12 protein-coding genes and 2 tRNA genes are annotated in these 17,688 nt (G+C 65.4%); 12 read left to right on the plus strand and 2 right to left on the minus strand.

Translation table 11 applies throughout. The features are described 5' to 3' along the window. Window positions 1-49 precede the first annotated feature (49 nt). Genes FXN65_RS21625 through FXN65_RS21640 form a run of 4 tightly spaced genes read left to right on the plus strand, consistent with a single transcriptional unit; the run spans window position 50 to window position 4,736 of the window. The gene (locus FXN65_RS21625) at window positions 50-2,812 is read left to right on the plus strand and encodes a response regulator (RefSeq protein WP_151136260.1); all 2,763 of its coding nucleotides are present in this window, start codon (window positions 50-52) and stop codon (window positions 2,810-2,812) included. A 60-nt stretch (window positions 2,813-2,872) separates the two neighbouring features. After that, a complete protein-coding gene (locus tag FXN65_RS21630) occupies window positions 2,873-3,856 on the plus strand; it encodes a 2-hydroxyacid dehydrogenase (RefSeq protein ID WP_151136262.1) in 984 nt (327 codons plus the stop codon). Between the two features lie 35 nt (window positions 3,857-3,891). Next, entirely contained in the window at window positions 3,892-4,332 is a 441-nt protein-coding gene (locus FXN65_RS21635) for a hypothetical protein (RefSeq protein WP_151136263.1), read from the plus strand. Beyond that, on the plus strand, window positions 4,329-4,736 hold the full coding sequence (locus FXN65_RS21640; protein WP_151136265.1) for an META domain-containing protein: 408 nt from the start codon (window positions 4,329-4,331) through the stop codon (window positions 4,734-4,736). The genes FXN65_RS21635 and FXN65_RS21640 overlap by 4 nt, the downstream gene beginning before the upstream one ends. 113 nt (window positions 4,737-4,849) lie before the next feature. Here the strand turns inward: FXN65_RS21640 and dinB are convergent, their stop codons facing one another. Next, window positions 4,850-5,905 (minus strand): DNA polymerase IV, encoded by a 1,056-nt coding sequence (dinB, locus tag FXN65_RS21645; RefSeq protein ID WP_151136267.1) that lies wholly within the window; start codon window positions 5,903-5,905, stop codon window positions 4,850-4,852. Between the two features lie 187 nt (window positions 5,906-6,092). Between dinB and FXN65_RS21650 the strand changes: the two genes are divergently transcribed. The 6 genes from FXN65_RS21650 (at window position 6,093) to FXN65_RS21675 (ending at window position 13,677) form a co-directional block, all read left to right on the plus strand. After that, window positions 6,093-6,169, plus strand: a tRNA-Met gene (locus tag FXN65_RS21650). Between the two features lie 114 nt (window positions 6,170-6,283). Beyond that, window positions 6,284-6,360, plus strand: a tRNA-Met gene (locus FXN65_RS21655). A gap of 145 nt (window positions 6,361-6,505) precedes the next feature. Further along, the gene (locus FXN65_RS21660; RefSeq protein WP_151136269.1) at window positions 6,506-8,911 is read left to right on the plus strand and encodes a bifunctional diguanylate cyclase/phosphodiesterase; all 2,406 of its coding nucleotides are present in this window, start codon (window positions 6,506-6,508) and stop codon (window positions 8,909-8,911) included. Between the two features lie 214 nt (window positions 8,912-9,125). Then, a complete protein-coding gene (mprF, locus tag FXN65_RS21665) occupies window positions 9,126-11,771 on the plus strand; it encodes a bifunctional lysylphosphatidylglycerol flippase/synthetase MprF (RefSeq protein WP_151136271.1) in 2,646 nt (881 codons plus the stop codon). Window positions 11,772-11,778: 7 nt separating this feature from the next. After that, window positions 11,779-13,050 (plus strand): virulence factor family protein, encoded by a 1,272-nt coding sequence (locus FXN65_RS21670; RefSeq protein WP_151136273.1) that lies wholly within the window; start codon window positions 11,779-11,781, stop codon window positions 13,048-13,050. A gap of 78 nt (window positions 13,051-13,128) precedes the next feature. Next, on the plus strand, window positions 13,129-13,677 hold the full coding sequence (locus tag FXN65_RS21675) for a cytochrome b (RefSeq protein WP_151136275.1): 549 nt from the start codon (window positions 13,129-13,131) through the stop codon (window positions 13,675-13,677). A 58-nt stretch (window positions 13,678-13,735) separates the two neighbouring features. Here FXN65_RS21675 and FXN65_RS21680 read toward each other — a convergent pair whose 3' ends face one another. Beyond that, window positions 13,736-15,640: a potassium transporter Kup gene (locus FXN65_RS21680; RefSeq protein WP_151136277.1), complete on the minus strand. Its 1,905-nt coding sequence runs from the start codon at window positions 15,638-15,640 to the stop codon at window positions 13,736-13,738. Between the two features lie 208 nt (window positions 15,641-15,848). On the opposite strand from FXN65_RS21680, the gene rimO reads away from it, so the two are divergent. Further along, entirely contained in the window at window positions 15,849-17,171 is a 1,323-nt protein-coding gene (gene rimO, locus FXN65_RS21685; RefSeq protein ID WP_151136279.1) for a 30S ribosomal protein S12 methylthiotransferase RimO, read from the plus strand. A gap of 122 nt (window positions 17,172-17,293) precedes the next feature. Beyond that, a complete protein-coding gene (locus tag FXN65_RS21690) occupies window positions 17,294-17,644 on the plus strand; it encodes a thiol-disulfide oxidoreductase DCC family protein (RefSeq protein ID WP_151136281.1) in 351 nt (116 codons plus the stop codon). The last annotated feature ends 44 nt before the right edge of the window (window positions 17,645-17,688 follow it).

Consider the following 17,688-nt stretch of genomic DNA (forward strand, 5'->3'; position numbering starts at 1 on the left):
CACCCAATGAGCCGCTACACTGCGCGGAAAACGCATGGGGAGGACTGGCGTGTACAAGGATCTGGGCATCAAGGGCCGCGTGCTCATGCTGACGCTTCTGCCCACCAGCCTGCTGGCACTGGTACTGGGTGGCTATTTCACCTGGGTACAACAAGCCGATATGCAGGCTCAGTTGCTGCAGCGCGGCCAGATGATCGCCGAGCACCTGGCGCCACTCGCCGCCCCCGCCCTGATCCGCGGCGACGCGGTGCTGCTGGAGCGCATCGCCGACCACGCCCTGGACCAGGCCGACGTGCGCGCGGTGAGCTTCATCGGCGCCGACCACCGGCGCCTCGCCCACGCAGGGCCACGCATGCTCAATGAAAGCCCCGATGGCGAGGGCAATAACCTGGCGCTGAAGAGCAACACCGAAGCCACCCGCTTCCTGCAACCGGTGTTCGAACGCCACCGGGTGCTTTCCGGCGACAAAGCGAAGCTGCCCAATGACGACCTGCTGGGCTGGGTGGAGCTGGAGATGTCCCACCAGGGCACCCTGTTGCGCGGTTACCGCAGCCTGTTGGCCAGCCTGCTGCTGATCGCCACCGGCCTGGGCGTCACGGCGCTGCTGGCCCTTCGCATGAGCCGGGCGATCAACGATCCCCTGCGGCGCATCAAGCAGGGCGTGGCGTTGCTCAAGGAAGGCCGCCTGGAAACCCGCCTGCCCCCGCTGGGCAGCCATGAACTGGACGAGCTGGCATCGGGCATCAATCGCATGGCCGAAGCCCTGCAGACCGCCCAGGAAGAGTTGCAGCACAACATCGACCAGGCCACCGAGGACGTGCGCCAGAATCTCGAAACCATCGAAATCCAGAACATCGAACTGGACCTGGCGCGCAAGGAGGCCCTGGAGGCCAGCCGCATCAAGTCCGAATTCCTCGCCAACATGAGCCATGAGATCCGCACCCCGCTCAATGGCATCCTCGGCTTCACCAACCTGCTGAAGAAAAGCGACCTGACCACACGCCAGCAGGATTACCTGAACACCATCGAGAAGTCCGCCGACAGCCTGCTCGGCATCATCAACGAGGTGCTCGACTTCTCAAAGATCGAGGCCGGCAAGCTGGTGCTGGAAAGCATTCCCTTCAACCTCCGCGACCTGATCCAGGACACCCTCACCATCCTCGCCCCGGCGGCCCACGAGAAGCGCCTGGAGCTGGTCAGCCTGGTCTACCGCGACACCCCGCTGCAGCTCATGGGCGACCCGATGCGCCTCAAGCAGGTACTGACCAACCTGGTGAGCAACGCCATCAAGTTCACCCGCGAAGGCACCATCGCCGTGCGAGCCATGCTCGAGGACGACAGCGACGACGAACTGGCGCAGCTGCGCATCAGCGTGCAGGACACCGGCATCGGCCTGACCGACGGCGACCTGCGCGCACTGTTCCAGGCCTTCACCCAAGCCGACAACTCCCTCTCCCGCCAGGCCGGCGGAACCGGCCTCGGGCTGGTGATCTCCAAGCGTCTGATCGAACAGATGGGCGGAGAGATCGGCGTCAGCAGCACGCCAGGAGTCGGCTCGGAATTCTGGATCACTCTCAGCCTGCCGAAATCCCTGGACGAGATCGAAGACAGCGCGCAGCCCTACCTGGAAGGCCGGCGCGTGGCGGTGCTCGAACCCCAGGAGCTGACGCGCCAGGCCCTGCGCCACCAGCTGGAAGACAGTGGCCTGGAAGTGCTCGACTTTCCCAGCATCGGCACCCTGGTGGACGAAGTCGCCGCACACCGCCTCGGCAACCGTCCCATCGGTCTCGCAGTGATAGGTGCGGACGTCCAGGCGCTCTCACCGGAACAGCTCAGCCAAAGGGTCTGGGAGCTGGAGCAGCTGGGCTGCAAGAGCCTGGTGCTCTGTCCCACCACCGAGCAGGCCCTTTACCACCGTGCCCTGCCGGAGGCCCACAGCCAGCTTCAGGCCAAGCCGGCCTGCACGCGCAAGCTGCAGCAGGCGCTGGGCGGGCTGATCAGTCCACGCCCAATCCGTATCGATCCGCCGCAGACACAAAGCAGCCGCGCGCCGCGCCTGCTCTGCGTCGACGACAACCCGGCCAACCTGCTGCTGGTGCAGACCCTGCTTACCGACATGGGCGCCGAGGTGCGTGCCGTGGACAGCGGCTTCGACGCCATCGAAGCGGTGCAGCGGGAGCGCTTCGACCTGGTGCTGATGGACGTGCAGATGCCCGGCATGGACGGCACCCAGGCCACCGAGGCGATACGCCGCTGGGAGAACGAGCAGCGCATCGACCCGGTCCCCATCGTCGCCCTCACCGCCCACGCCCTGGCGAACGAGAAGCGCGCCCTGCTCCAGGGCGGCATGGACGATTACCTGACCAAGCCCATTGGCGAACGCCAGTTGACCCAGGTGGTCCTCAAGTGGACCGGTCTCAGCCTCGGTGGCCAGCCGGTGCAACGCCAGGGAACGGGGCGGGAAAACCGGGACGACAACGGCCTGGAAGTGCTGGACCCCGAAGAAGGGCTGCGCCTGGCAGCCGGCAAGGCTGACCTCGCCGCCGACATGCTGTCCATGCTGCTGGCCTCCCTCGACGCCGACCGCGAAGCCATCCAGCTTGCCGCCCGCAGCGGCGATCGAAGCACCCTGCTGGAACGGGTCCACCGCCTGCACGGCGCCACCCGCTACTGCGGCGTTCCGCAACTGCGCGCCGCCTGCCAGCGCAGTGAAACCCTGCTCAAGCAGAACGACCCGGGCGCCTCGCAGGCCCTGGAAGAACTGGATGCGGCGATCAGCCGCCTGGCCGAAGTGGCGCGGATGGAGGCCTGATCCGGGACAACGTGAAGTGGCCAGACGCCAGCTATGCTGCTGAACAATCAAGGAGAACCCATGCGCACCATACTGTTCAGCAGCCAGGCCTATGACCGCGAGAGCTTCCTCGGCGCCAGTCCCACCTTCGAGCTGCACTTCCAGCAGGCCCGCCTGACCCTCGATACCACCGCCCTGGCCAATGGCTTCGACGTGGTTTGCGCCTTCATCAATGACGACCTGTCCGCCCCGGTGCTGGAGCGTCTGGCCAACGGCGGAACCCGATTGATCGCCCTGCGCTCGGCCGGCTACAACCATGTGGATCTGGCAGCCGCCAAGCGCCTGGGCCTGACCGTGGTGCGGGTTCCCGCCTACTCGCCCCACGCGGTGGCCGAACACGCGGTGGCCCTGATACTGGCCCTGAACCGCCGCCTGCACCGCGCCTACAACCGCACTCGCGAAGGCGACTTCACCCTCCACGGCCTCACCGGTTTCGACCTGGTGGGCAAGACCGTCGGGGTGGTTGGTACCGGACAGATCGGCGCGACCTTCGCCCGCATCATGGCTGGCTTCGGCTGTGGCTTGCTGGCCTTCGATCCACAGCGCAACCCCAGCGTCGAAGCGCTGGGCGCGGTCTATGTCGAGCTGCCGGAACTGCTGGCCGACAGCGACATCATCAGCCTGCACTGCCCGCTCAACGAAGCCACCCGCCATCTGATCAATGCCCAGAGCCTGGAGCGGATGAAGCCCGGCGCCATGCTGATCAACACCGGGCGTGGCGCCCTGGTGGATACGCCCGCGTCGATCGACGCGCTCAAATCCGGCCAGCTCGGCTACCTGGGCCTGGATGTCTATGAAGAGGAAGCCAACCTGTTCTTCGAAGACCGCTCCGACCTGCCTCTGCAGGACGACGTACTCGCCAGGCTACTGACCTTTCCGAATGTGATCATCACCGCCCACCAGGCCTTCCTCACCCGCGAGGCCCTTGCCGCCATCGCCCGCACCACCCTGGACAACATCGCCGCCTGGGCCGCCGGGCGACCGTGCAATCAGGTAGACGCCTAGGCCATGTTAGGATGCGTGCCCCAGCCGGAGGACCTATGGCCGAACACGATTTTCGCTACAACCTGCTCAACCCCGCCCACACCCTGAACGAATGCCGCGCCCTCTCCCCGGGCCTCTACCAGGTCACGGGCACCGGCGGCTCGATCCAGGCCGGCGACACCCTGCTGGTGACCCTCAAGGGCAGTCGCGACCTCAGCATGCGTCTGACCGTGGACAAGGTGCGCCACCTGATCAACCCGCCCGGCCAGTGGCTGGCGGTGGCCAAGGGCCCGGCCTTCAAGGAACTCGCCATCCACAACTGGCACGTCGATTGCGACGCCTGCGGCAAGCGCCTGGACTTCGAATTCGCCGTCGACAGCGGCCTCGGCAAACAGGCCCAGGCACCGGCCGCCGAGGCGCGCATCGCGGAACTGGGCTGGTGCAACCACGCAGGCAAGCATTACTGCCCGAACTGTCGTCAGGAGGACACCCAATGACCCGGAACACCCTGCTGCTGGCCGTTCTGGCCGCCGCCATCGCCGGCTGCGCCAGCGATCGTCCGCAACTGGAAACCGGCACGACCTACCAGGTGGAATGGATCGGCGAGCGCCCGCTGATCGACAACAGTCACCTGACCATCACCCTGGGCGACGACAACCGCGCCTATGGCAACGCCGGCTGCAATCACTGGTTCGCCTCCTACACGATGGAAGGCGACAAGCTGACCTTCGGCGCTGCCGGCAGCACTCGCAAGATGTGCGCGCCCGCGCTGATGGAACAGGAACAACGCTTCCTCGACACCCTGGGCAAGGTGCAGCGCTGGGACATTTCCCCAATCGACCAGCTCCGACTGTGGCCGGCCGAGGGCAAGGCGATCCGGCTGTGGCCGGTGGAAGGCTGAAACAGTCCGCCTTCTACTGGTTGTGGGAGCGAATTCATTCGCGAAATGAACCCACGGGCCGCTCCGCAGCCCTTCGCGAATGAATTCGCTCCTGCAGAAAAGCAGGTCGAGCCTTAGAAGAGGCTGAGCTGCTCGATTGCGCCACGCAGGTCCTGCAAACGCACCCCCACCCCGATCAGCCGCACCGGCTTGTCGCCACGGGCGAACGCCGCGCTGAGCAACTGTCGGTAACTGTCCAGGTCGCGGCGGGCACCGGCCTGTTCCAGGGTGGTCTGGGTGAAGTCGTGGAACTTCAGCTTCACGAAGGGTTTGTCCGGCTTGTAGCTGCTGTCCAGCCGCGCCATGCGCCCACGCAGCTCATCCAGCAGCACCGGCAGCTGTTCCAGGCAGGCATCGAGGTTAGGCAAGTCCTGGTCGTAGGTGTTTTCCACGCTGATGGACTGCCGCCGGCTGTCCACCTGCACGATGCGGTCATCCTGGCCACGGGCCAGGTTATAGAGCCGCTCGCCGAAGCTGCCGAACTCCCGCGCCAGCGCCAGCTTGTTCCAGTCGCGCAGGTCGGCGCAGGTGCGTATGCCGAGGCGCGCCATCTTCTCCGCCGTCACCTTGCCCACGCCATGCAGCTTGCTCACCGGCAGTGCGGCGACGAACTCATCCACCTGGTCCGGCGTGACCACGAACATCCCGTCAGGCTTGCGCCAGTCGCTGGCGATCTTGGCGATGAACTTGTTCGGTGCCACCCCGGCAGACACCGTGATATGCAATTCGGAGGCGACGCGCCGGCGAATCTCCTGGGCGATGCGCGTGGCGCTGCCGTTGAAATGCGGGCTGTCGGAAACGTCCAGGTAGGCCTCATCCAGGGACAGCGGCTCGATGATCTCGGTGTAGTCGCGGAATATCTGATGGATCTGCCGCGACACCGCCTTGTACACGTCCATGCGCGGGCGAACGATGGTCAGGTCCGGACAAAGCTTGACCGCCGTGCGCATCGGCATCGCCGAGCGCACACCGTAGGCGCGAGCATCGTAGTTGCACGTCGCCACGACCCCACGCTTGTCCGGCGAGCCGCCAACCGCCAGGGGTCTACCCGCCAGCGACGGGTCGTCGCGCATCTCGATAGCGGCGTAGAAGCAGTCGCAGTCAATGTGGATGATCTTTCGTTGCGGCATGGTGGTCGGTGGTGCGAGGGCGGTTCGGATAGCAGGCGATGATAGCGCAGCCCGAGCCCTCTCCAGCCGCTCTAGCGCACGACTGAGCGGCGCCCCGACAGCTCACCCGATTGCTAAATATTTGAGGGAAAAAGAATTTTTCTGCGAAACCGTTTGACAGCCCCTCGCAGAACTGTAGAATTGCCGCCGCGGGATGGAGCAGTCTGGTAGCTCGTCGGGCTCATAACCCGAAGGTCGTTGGTTCAAATCCAGCTCCCGCAACCAGTTTTCCAAAAGGCCACTCTTCGGAGTGGCCTTTTTCGTTTGGGTCGAAATAAGTATTTGATTTAAATGAAAGAAATCGTTTGACAGCCCTGCACAGAACTGTAGAATTGCCGCCGCGGGATGGAGCAGTCTGGTAGCTCGTCGGGCTCATAACCCGAAGGTCGTTGGTTCAAATCCAGCTCCCGCAACCAGTTTCCAAAAAGGCCACTCTTCGGAGTGGCCTTTTTCGTTTCCAACTCCTTCCCCCGTCCGTCAAGGCTGCTCGTCAGCCCCCCATCCGGAAAACACCCGACTTCTATACTTCAAGCGCACCTGTCCACCTGGTGGAGGTTCGCCATGTCCGGTTACTGCGCGTCCAGTGAGGAAGTCGAATACCTGAACCGCGCGCTGCGTACGCTGAGCGGTTGCAATCGAGCCCTGCTGCGCGCCGAAGACCCGTGTTTCCTGTTCAGGGAAATCTGCCGGGTGGTGGTGGAGGAAGGTGGCTATCGCATGGCTTGGGTCGGGCGCGCCGAACATGATGAAGCACAGTCGGTGACCCCTCTGGCCCATGTGGGACTGGATAAGGATTATGTCGACTCGCTTAACATCACCTGGGCCGATCGCGAGCGCGGACGCGGCACCACCGGCACCGCCATCCGCACCGGTGTCCCGACCATCACGCGCAACATCCTTACAGACCCCAGGCTCAGCCCCTGGCGGGAGAGCGCCATCACCCACGGCATCACCTCGGTCCTGTCCCTGCCCCTGCGGGTAGACGGCGAGATCTTCGGCGCCCTGGCCATCTGCGCCAGGGAGCCGGATGCCTTCGGCGAACGGGAGCTGGCACTGCTCAGTGAAGCCGCCGACGACATGGCCTTTGGCCTCCAGGCGCTGCGCATCAAGGCCCGGCGCCGGCAGGCCGAGCAGCAGGTGGAAGCCCTCAACCGTGCCCTGGCCACCCGGGTGGCGGTCAATCATGCGGTGATCCACGCCACCAGCGAGATACCGCTGCTGACGGAAATCTGCCGGGTCCTGGTGGATGAATGCGGTTATCGCCAAGCCTGGGTCGACTACCGCCAGGACGACCCGGTGCACCCATACAAGGTGATGGCCTGCAACGCGGCCAATGGCATCTGCCAGGGGTGGGGCGCGGGCGGCCATGACGGCAGTTTCCATGGCCAGCTGGAAACCACCCTGCAGGCGGGCGATCCGCTGGTATTGCGTGACCTGCTCAACGACGCGGAAGCCGCGCTCCATGAGGAAGCCCGCGAATATGGCTTCGCGTCGGCGCTGGCCCTGCCCCTCCAGGTGGAAGACACGCTCATCGGCATGCTGGTGATCATGGCCGAGCGCGCCGACGCATTCGATGAGAAGGAAGTTGAACTGCTGCTGGCCACGGCCCACGACCTGGGCTTCGGCATCACCACCCTGCGCACTCGTGCCCGCGCCGTGGAGGCCGAGGCGACCATCCGCCGCATGGCCTATGAGGACGCCCTGACCGGCCTGCCCAACCGCGTGCGCCTGCACGAACTGCTCGATACCGCCATCGCCAATGCCCGCCAGGAGCGGCGCCCATTCGGACTGCTGCACCTGGAGATCGCCCGCAACCAGGAAATCAATGAAACCCTCGGCTATCGCGAAGGCGACCGCCTGCAGATCGAAATCGCCGCCCGCCTGAGACAGGCCGTGGGGGCGGAGCGCACGGTGGCGAGAATGGGCGAATGCGAATTCGCAGTGCTCATGCCCAATGGCGGCGCCGAGCACGCCTCGCAACTGGCCAAGCAGATCCTCATGGCGCTCTACGACCCGGTTGAACTCTCCGGTCTCTATCTGGAGGCGCGGGCCAGCATCGGCATCGCCCTCTACCCCGGCCACGGCACGGCGCCGGAAGCCCTGATCCGCCGCTCCGGCAGCGCGATGGAACAGGCCAAGCGCTCCAACGCAGGCTTCGCGGTGTTCCAGGGCGGCCTCGACCAGGAATGCGCCCAGCACCTGACACTGATGGGCGACCTGCGCCGCGCCATCGACCGCAACGAACTGCTGCTCTACTATCAGCCCAAGGTAGAGATCGCCAGCAACCGCGTGTGCGGCACCGAAGCCCTGGTGCGCTGGCGCCACCCCCAGCACGGCATGCTGCCGCCCGACGAGTTCGTGCGCCTCGCCGAGAACACCGGCCTCATCACCCCGTTGACCCTGTGGGTGCTGGATACCGCGCTGGGCCAGCGCTACGCCTGGCATGAAGAGGGGGATGAGCGCCCCATTTCGGTCAATCTCTCCGCCCACGACCTGCGCGACCCGCGGCTGCTGGAGCGCATCAGGGGCTCCTTCGCCACCTGGGGCGCCAAACCCCACTGGATCGAGTTCGAACTGACCGAAAGCGCGCTGATGGAAGATCCGGTGGCCTCGCAGCAGACCCTCTCGGCACTCAAGGACCTGGATGCGCACCTGACCATCGACGACTTCGGTACCGGCTATTCGTCCCTGGCCTACCTGCAGAGGCTGCCGGTGGACTCGCTGAAGATCGACCAGTCCTTCGTCAGCGGCATGACCAGCAACCCGGGGTCGGCGAAGATCGTCCGCTCCATCATCGAACTGGCCCACAACCTGGACCTGACGGTAGTGGCCGAAGGGGTGGAAGACCAGTTGACCTTCAACCAGCTCGGCCAATACGGCTGCGACATCGCCCAGGGCTACAAGATCAGCCAGCCGATCCCCGCCGAACAATTCCGCGATTGGGAGACCCGTTCGGTCTGGCACTGACCGGCGGGCCATCGCGCGGCAAATTGCCGCCCGCCCCTGACACCCCCTGGCTTCCCGCAGCGGCGGGACTCCGTGCTCGCCTAGACTTGCCGGTGCACCCGGCCGTTTCGCGCGCCAAACCATCGAAAGGCCGGCGAAGAAAAAGTTCTGCCAGACACTTGGAACTTGCTGTCGGCGCCCACACTCAGTGGCGCACATTGCCCAGAGGTGCTCGATGCGCGCCAACACCCCGCCAGTGGAAAAGCCGGCCAACGGCCAACTCAACGAAGAATCCGCCCAGATTCGCTGGCTCGACAGCCTCACGGCCTACCGGCAGTGGATCGTCATCGCCTTCACCCTTCTGGTGTTCATCCTCGGCCTGTTGGCCTGCTGGCACCTGTTGCGGGAACTCGACCCCGACGCACTGCGCTCCGCCATTGCCGACGTACCCGGCACCAGCCTGCTGCTGGCCCTGGGTGCCACCGCAGTCAGCTTCATCGCCTACGTCGGCTACGAATGGTCCGGCTGCCGCTTCGCCGGGGTGCACCTGCCCTTGCAGCGCATGGCGCTGGGCAGCTTCTGCGCATCAGGCGTGGGCAACGCCGTCGGACTGTCGATGCTCACCGGAGGCTCCGTGCGTTTCCGCCTTTACGGACGCGATAACCTCGGCGCCGGCGACATCGCCCGCATCACCTTGTTCGCCAGCCTGGCCCTGGGCTCGGCGCTCCCGCCACTGGCGGCGTTGGCGGCCCTGAGTGCCCCGGCCGCAGCCTCGATCGCCCTGGGCCTGCCGGAAAGCCTGGTGGTCTTCATGGCTCTGGGTGTGCTGCTGAGCGGTGCCGGGCTGATCTTCTGGATCTCGCGCCAGCGCGACCCCGAGCCGCCGGTGCCCGGCTGCATCGACATCCGCCTGGGCAACCGCAGCGTACGCCTGCCCGGCCTGCGCCTGTCGGCGCTGCAATTGCTGATCACAGTGGTGGATGTCTGCGCCGCCGCCTGCGTGCTCTACGTACTGCTGCCGGACGCGCCGCCGCTCGGCGCCTTCCTGCTGGTCTACATGCTGGCACTGGCCGCTGGCGTACTCAGCCATGTTCCAGGCGGGGTCGGTGTATTCGAAGCAGTCCTGCTGGCAGCCTTCGCCGGCCAGCTGGGCGCTGCCCCCCTGGCGGCGGCCCTGCTGCTCTACCGCCTGATCTACGTCGGCCTGCCGCTGGTGCTGGCCTGTCTGCTGTTGCTGGCCAATGAGGCGCAGCGACTGTTCCCCGCCGGCCGCCAGGCGTTGCGCGCCGCCTCCGGCCTGGCCGCGCCGGTGCTGTCGCTGCTGGTGTTCCTGTCCGGCGTGGTGCTGCTGTTCTCCGGCGTCACCCCGGCGGTGGACACCCGCCTGGAACACCTGAGCTTCCTGATTCCCCATCGCCTGATCGACGCCTCGCACCTGGCCGCCAGCCTGGTCGGAGTGCTCTGCCTGCTGCTGGCCCACGGCTTGCGCCATCGCCTGTCGGCCGCCTGGGCGCTGACCGTGGTGCTGCTGCTGACCGGCGCCGGTCTGTCCCTGCTCAAGGGCTTCGACTGGGAAGAAGCCAGCTTGCTGAGCGTGACCGCCGTGCTGCTGGCGATTTTCCGTGCGGCGTTCTATCGCCCCAGCCGCCTGCTGGAGATGCCCTTCTCGCCGATCAACCTGGCGGCCAGCGCCTGCGTGCTGATCGCGGCCCTCTGGCTGATGTTCTTCGCCTTTCAGGACGTTCCCTACGAGCATGAACTCTGGTGGCAATTCGCGGTGGACGGCGACGCGCCGCGCGCCCTGCGCGCCTCTCTGGCCAGCGGTCTGCTGCTGGCCGGTATCGCCCTGGCCTGGTTGCTGCGCCCGGTGCCGCCGACCATCCACGAGCCGACCGATGAAGAACTGCAGCGTGCCGCCGAGGTGATCCGCAGTTCCGACCAGCCCGATGGCGGCCTGGTGCTGACCGGCGACAAGGCCTTGCTCTTCCACCCCCTGGGCGACGCCTTCCTCATGTATGCCCGCCGTGGCCGCAGCCTGGTGGCGCTGTTCGACCCCATCGGCCCGGCCCACCGCCGCGCCGAGCTGATCTGGCAGTTCCGCGACCTCTGCGATCATCACCACGCCCGGCCCGTGTTCTACCAGGTACGTGCCGAGAACCTGCCCTATTACATGGATATCGGCCTGTCCGCCCTGAAGCTGGGCGAGGAAGCACGGGTCGACCTGCCCCGCTTCGACCTCGACGCCAAGAACAAGGCCATGAAGGACCTGCGTTACACCTTGAGCCGTGGCCAGCGCGACGGGCTCAGCCTGCAGATCCATGAAGTCGGAACCGCGCCCCTGGATCAGTTGCAGGCCATTTCCGACGCCTGGATGCAGGGCAAGCAGGCGCGGGAGAAAGGCTTCTCCCTCGGCCGCTTCGACCCGGATTACCTGAAGCATTTCCGCATCGCCACCATCCAGTTCGAAGGCAAGCCGGTGGCCTTCGCCAACCTGCTGGAAACCGAAGGCAATACGCTGTCGAGCATCGACCTGATGCGTGTGCATCCTCACGCGCCGAAGCTGACCATGGAATTCCTGATGCTCAGCCTGCTGCTGCACTACAAGGAACGCGGCCATGCCCGGTTCAGCCTGGGCATGGTGCCTCTCGCGGGCCTGCAGCCCCGTCGTGGCGCCCCCCTGACCCAACGCCTCGGCGCACTGGTGTTCCGCCGCGGCGAGCAGTTCTATAACTTCCAGGGACTGCGCCGCTTCAAGGAGAAATTCCAGCCCGAGTGGGAACCGCGCTACATGGCCGTGCCCGCCGGCCTCGACCCGCTGGTGGCGCTGGCCGACACCGCCGCGCTGATCGCCGGCGGCTTCACCGGCCTGGTCAAACGCTGAGGTGCACATGCTCAAACGCAACTGGCGACACCTGCTGCTGATCCTGATCGTCCTGCTGGTGGGCACCATCCTGCTGTTCTGGAGCCGTCCCACGCCCCAGGCGAAGCTGCACCACCTGAAGGCTTCCGACGGCAGCCCCATGACCCTCGCCAACCCCGCCGGAGCCGTCCAACGCCGCGTGCTGCTGATGGCCAACGGCGACCAGCGACTGGCCGACGCCGACCTCCTGGCCCTGGCCCGCAGCAGCAATGCCCGCCTGCTACAGCTGGACCTCCCGGCCTCGGACTGCGCGGCACAACAGGAACGCCTGCAGCAGGCCCGCGAGACCCTGGAAGGCGAACCGTCGCTGGTGGCGGGTATCGGCGCCGGGGCCTCCTTCGCCTGGCGCTGGTTGGCCGGGCAAGGCAGCGACAACGCCCAGGCCCTGTCCATCGACTTCAGCCTGGACACCCCGGATTGCCCAGCCGCCCTGCCGCAAAAGGCGCCCCACGGACATTGGCTGGCCGCCTGGAACGACAATCCGGACGACCCAAGCGCCGCCTTCGCGCGCAATCAACCCAATGCCGAAACCCTGATCAGCGACTACGACACCCGCCTGACGCAACTGCTGCGGCAACGCCTGCAGAGCCTGCTGCAGGACCAGGGCGAGCCGCTGCCGGTGGTGGAAGTACCCGCCACCCGGCCCACTGGGACCGTCACTCTGTTCTATTCCGGCGATGGCGGCTGGCGTGATCTGGACCGCGCGGTGGCCGACGAGATGGCCAAGCGCGACTACCCGGTGGTGGGCATCGACGCACTGCGTTACTTCTGGCAGCACAAGAGCCCCGAACAGGGCGCCGCCGACCTCAGCCGGCTGATGAAGGAGTACCGCGGAAAATGGGGCGCCAAGCGTTTCGTGCTGGCGGGCTACTCCTTCGGCGCCGACGTGCTGCCGGCGCTCTATAACCGGCTGCCGAAGGCCGACCAGGACCAGGTGGACGCCATTCTCCTGCTGGCGCTCGCCCGCAGTGGCAGCTTCGAGATCGAGGTACAGGGCTGGCTCGGCAAGGCCGGCCAGGAAGCCGCCACCGGTCCGGAACTGGAAAAGCTGCCGGCAAGCAAGGTGCTTTGCGTGTTCGGCAAGGAAGAGGTCAGCGAAAGCGGCTGCACCCAGCCGGGCGCCGTCGGGGAAAACCTCGAACTGCCGGGCGGACACCATTACGACGAAAACTACCCGGCATTGGCGGAGAAACTGCTGGCAGCGGTTGCGAAACGCCAGGAGTCCGTTGCCAAGGATTGATCCAGGTTCAGATTCGCTTAAGGCAACCCGGTTATCCTGCCCGACCGTTTCGCCTTAAGACGAGAAAGAGGTACCGTGATGAGTCTCAAGAACGCGCCTTCCCGCTATGGGAGCCTGTCCATCGCCCTGCACTGGCTGATGCTGGTACTGATCGCAGCCGTCTACGCCTGCATCGAACTCAAGGGCAACTTTCCCAAAGGCAGCGAAACCCGCGACCTGCTCAAGCAATGGCATTTCATGCTGGGCATGGCGGTGTTCTTCCTGGTCTGGCTGCGCCTGATCGGCCGCATGATCTCCCCCACCCCGACCATTCAGCCCGCCCCGGCGAGCTGGCAGAACGCTGTCTCCAAGCTCATGCACCTGGCGCTCTACGCCCTGATGATCGGCACGCCCCTGGCCGGCTGGCTGATCCTCAGCGCCGCCGGCAAGACCGTTCCCTTCTTCGGCCTGGAACTGCCAGGGCTGATCGGCCCTAACAAGGAACTGGCCGGACAGATCAAGGAACTCCACGAACTGGCGGGCACCGCCGGCTACTGGCTGATCGGCCTGCACGCCGTGGCGGCGCTGTTCCATCACTACGTGAGCCGCGACAACACCCTGGTGCGGATGCTGCCGGGCAAGAGCTGATACCCGTTTCCCCGCAGGGTGCGCCGCGCGCGGCGCACCCTATCGGTACGATCCCGCCCTAGATCTCCACTTGGGTCCCCAGTTCGATCACCCGGTTCAACGGCAGGTTGAAGTACTTCAGGTTGCTGTTGGCGTTCTTCAGCAGGAAGGCGAACAACGCCTCGCGCCAGCGCGCCATGCCGATGCGCTTGGTGGGGATCACCGTCTCGCGGCTGAGGAAGTAGGTGGTGCTCATCGGGCTGAAGTCCAGCTCGTTGAGGTGGCAGAGCTTCAGCGCTGCCGGCACGTCAGGCTCCTCGATGAAGCCGAAGTGCAGGATCACGCGGAAGAACCCATCGCCGTAAGCGTCCACTTCGAAACGCCGATCCGGCGCCACCCGTGGCGTGTCCTCGCTGATGACCGTCAGCAACACCACCTGCTCATGCAGGACCTGGTTATGCAGCAGGTTGTGCAACAGCGCGTGCGGCACGGCGTCAGTGCGGGCGGTGAGGAATACGGCCGTACCCTGCACCCGATGGGGCGGCTGCGACCGGATGCTGCCGATGAACAACGGCAGCGGCAGCGCGGTTTCGTCCAGGCGATCGACCACTATCTGCTTTCCGCGTTTCCAGGTGGTCATCAGGATGAACAGCGCGGCACCGGCGATGACCGGGAACGCACCGCCCTGGAAGATCTTCGGCACATTGGCGGCGAAGAACAGGCTGTCGACGAAAAGAAACCCCAGCAGCACCGGCAGCGCCAGCCACCAGGGCGTTTTCCACAGCAGTAGCATGACCACCGACACCAGCAAGGTGGTGATCAGCATGGTGCCGGTCACCGCCACGCCGTAGGCCGACGCCAGCGCGCCGGACGACTCGAATCCCAGCACCAGCAGCACCACGCCCACCATCAGCGCCCAGTTCACCGCCCCGATGTAGATCTGCCCCTGCTCCTGCTGGGAGGTGTGCTGGACGAACATGCGCGGGATATAGCCCAGTTGCATCGCCTGGTGGGTCAGGGAGAAGGCGCCGGAAATCACTGCCTGGGACGCGATCACCGTGGCCAGGGTGGCCAGCAGCACCATGGGCAGCAACGCCCACCCCGGCGAGAGTAGGTAGAAGGGATTTCGCGCAGCAGCGGAGTCGGCAAGGATGGCCCCGCCCTGGCCGAAGTAGTTCAGCACCAGCCCCGGCAGCACCAGGAAGAACCAGGCGCGGGCGATGGGTTTGCGGCCGAAGTGGCCCATGTCGGCGTAGAGCGCCTCGGCACCGGTCAGTGCCAGCACCACCGCCCCGAGGATGACCACACCCACGGTCGGATGGGAAATGAAGAAGTGCACGCACCACCAGGGATTCATCGCTTTCAGCACCTCCGGCTGCTGGACGATGCCGTAGATCCCCAGGGCACCGAGTACGCTGAACCAGAGCACCATGATCGGCCCGAAGAGAATGCCGATGCGCGCCGTGCCGTGCTTCTGGATCAGGAACAACCCCACCAACACGATCAGCGACAACGGCACCACCCAGTGACTGATGCCATCGACCGCCAGGTCCAGGCCTTCGATAGCGGAAAGCACCGAAATCGCCGGGGTGATCATGCTGTCGCCGTAGAACAGTGCCGTACCGAACAGGCCCAGTAGCACGACCGCCGACTTCAGCTTCGGGTAGGACCTGGAGGCGCGCTGGGCCAGTGCGGTCAGCGCCATTGCGCCGCCTTCGCCTTCGTTGTCGGCACGCAACACGAACAGCATGTACTTGATCGACACCACCCAGATCAGCGACCAGAAGATCAGCGACAACACCCCCAGTACCCCGTCGTGGTTGACCTGGACGCCGTACTGGGGGGAGAAGACCTCCTTCAGGGTGTACAGCGGGCTGGTGCCGATATCGCCGTAGACCACCCCGGCTGCAGCTACAAGAAGTCCAAACCCGGTGGTCGAATGCCCCTCATGCTGGGCGGCGGAGTGGGTGACGCTTTCGCTCATCTGAACCTTCCTGCTGATGACTGTTGGCGCGCATCGTCTGATAGGCCTTCCTGGCAACGAGAAGCATCCCGCATCCGCTCCGCCAGCTTCCTACAGGCTAGCTGCGAAATGACAACAGATGAGGGTGGAAATGGCTGACGCCTGCCGCTAGAATTGCGCACTTTTTGATCAGAGGCGCCCTCCCGAGCGCCCATCGAGGTTAGCCGCAATGTCCACCGCCACCCCCAAAGTCGGATTCGTCAGCCTGGGTTGCCCGAAGGCCACCGTCGACTCCGAACGCATCCTTACCCAGCTGCGCATGGAAGGCTACGAAATCGTACCGACCTACCAGGATGCCGACGTGGTCGTGGTCAACACCTGTGGTTTCATCGACAGCGCCAAGGCTGAATCCCTGGATGCCATCGGCGAAGCCATCGCCGAAAACGGCAAGGTGATCGTCACCGGCTGCATGGGCGTTTCCGAAGATTCCATCCGCGACGTACACCCGAGCGTGCTGGCCGTGACCGGCCCGCAGCAGTACGAGCAGGTGGTGAACGCCGTTCACGAGGTCATTCCTCCCAAGGCCGACCACGACCCCTTCGTCGACCTGGTCCCGCCGCAGGGCATCAAGCTGACCCCGCGTCATTACGCCTACCTGAAGATTTCCGAAGGCTGCAACCACAGCTGCAGCTTCTGCATCATCCCGTCCATGCGCGGCAAGCTGGTCAGCCGTCCGGTGGGCGATGTGCTCTCCGAGGCCGAGCGCCTGGTCAAGGCCGGCGTGAAGGAGCTGCTGGTGATCTCCCAGGACACCAGCGCCTACGGCGTCGACCTCAAGTACAAGCTGGACTTCTGGAACGGCCAGCCGGTGAAGACCCGTATGCTGGAACTGTGCGAAGCCCTCTCCGCCATGGGCGTGTGGGTGCGCCTGCACTACGTCTACCCCTACCCCAACGTGGATGACGTGATCCCGCTGATGGCCGAAGGCAAGCTGCTGCCCTACCTGGACATCCCCTTCCAGCACGCCAGCCCGAAAGTGCTCAAGTCCATGAAGCGCCCGGCCTTCGAGGACAAGACCCTGGCCCGCATCAAGAAGTGGCGCGAGATCTGCCCGGACCTGACCATCCGCTCCACCTTCATCGTCGGCTTCCCCGGCGAGACCGAAGAAGACTTCCAGTACCTGCTGGACTGGCTGACCGAAGCCCAGCTGGACCGTGTCGGCTGCTTCCAGTACTCGCCGGTAGAGGGCGCCCCGGCCAACGACCTGGGCCTGGAGCTTGTGCCCGACGACGTGAAGCAGGACCGCTGGGAGCGCTTCATGGCGCACCAGCAGGCCATCTCCACCGCCCGCCTGCAACTGAAGATCGGTCGCGAAATGGACGTGCTGATCGACGAAGTGGACGACGAAGGCGCTGTGGCCCGCTCCTGGGCGGACGCGCCGGAAATCGACGGCAGCGTGTTCATCGAGTCCACCAGTGTGAAGCCAGGCGACAAGGTGCGCGTGCGCATCGTGGATGCCGACGAATACGACATGTGGGCCGAGCTGGTCTGAGTCGATCGCTGAATGAAAGAGCCCCGCTGATGCGGGGCTTTTTCTTTTGGGCAAACTCAAGCGCCCTCTCCGTCGTAGGATGTGGTGGAACGTAGCGACACCCATCACGACAGAGCCCCATCATGCTCAAGGTCTTCTACGACGGCACCTGCCCACGCTGCATCGCCGACCGCCGCTGGTACGAATCCCTCCCCCGCGCCGCCGCGGGTGTGGAATGGATCGACATCACCGGCCGTGACGCCGAATTGCGCGCCCTGGGCATCGACCCCTACCTCGCACTTACCGAACTCCACGTCCAGGACGAAGCCGGCCGCATCCACCGCGAACTGGACGCCTACATCCTCCTGTTCGCCCGGGTGCCCAGGACGGCGCCGCTGGCCTGGCTGATCGGGTTGCCGCTGATCAGGACACTCCTGTCGCGGGTCTACCGACGCTGGGTGCTGCGCCGCTTGAGGCGGGACGGCAGGCTCTAGAGGCTGCGTCTAGACTCGCAGCATCCATGGCCCAAGCGGAATCA

The sequence above is a fragment of the Pseudomonas lalkuanensis genome, assembly GCF_008807375.1.
Classification (GTDB): domain Bacteria; phylum Pseudomonadota; class Gammaproteobacteria; order Pseudomonadales; family Pseudomonadaceae; genus Metapseudomonas; species Metapseudomonas lalkuanensis.

Excerpts from the sequence above, each read along its gene's own strand:
- FXN65_RS21680 (WP_151136277.1), bottom strand. The coding sequence starts at position 15,640 with ATGAGCGAAAGCGTCACCCACTCCGCCGCCCAGCATGAGGGGCATTCG.
- dinB (WP_151136267.1), bottom strand. The coding sequence starts at position 5,905 with ATGCCGCAACGAAAGATCATCCACATTGACTGCGACTGCTTCTACGCC.
- FXN65_RS21660 (WP_151136269.1), top strand. The coding sequence starts at position 6,506 with ATGTCCGGTTACTGCGCGTCCAGTGAGGAAGTCGAATACCTGAACCGC.
- FXN65_RS21675 (WP_151136275.1), top strand. The coding sequence starts at position 13,129 with ATGAGTCTCAAGAACGCGCCTTCCCGCTATGGGAGCCTGTCCATCGCC.
- FXN65_RS21635 (WP_151136263.1), top strand. The coding sequence starts at position 3,892 with ATGGCCGAACACGATTTTCGCTACAACCTGCTCAACCCCGCCCACACC.
- rimO (WP_151136279.1), top strand. The coding sequence starts at position 15,849 with ATGTCCACCGCCACCCCCAAAGTCGGATTCGTCAGCCTGGGTTGCCCG.
- FXN65_RS21630 (WP_151136262.1), top strand. The coding sequence starts at position 2,873 with ATGCGCACCATACTGTTCAGCAGCCAGGCCTATGACCGCGAGAGCTTC.
- FXN65_RS21690 (WP_151136281.1), top strand. The coding sequence starts at position 17,294 with ATGCTCAAGGTCTTCTACGACGGCACCTGCCCACGCTGCATCGCCGAC.
- mprF (WP_151136271.1), top strand. The coding sequence starts at position 9,126 with ATGCGCGCCAACACCCCGCCAGTGGAAAAGCCGGCCAACGGCCAACTC.
- FXN65_RS21640 (WP_151136265.1), top strand. The coding sequence starts at position 4,329 with ATGACCCGGAACACCCTGCTGCTGGCCGTTCTGGCCGCCGCCATCGCC.
- FXN65_RS21670 (WP_151136273.1), top strand. The coding sequence starts at position 11,779 with ATGCTCAAACGCAACTGGCGACACCTGCTGCTGATCCTGATCGTCCTG.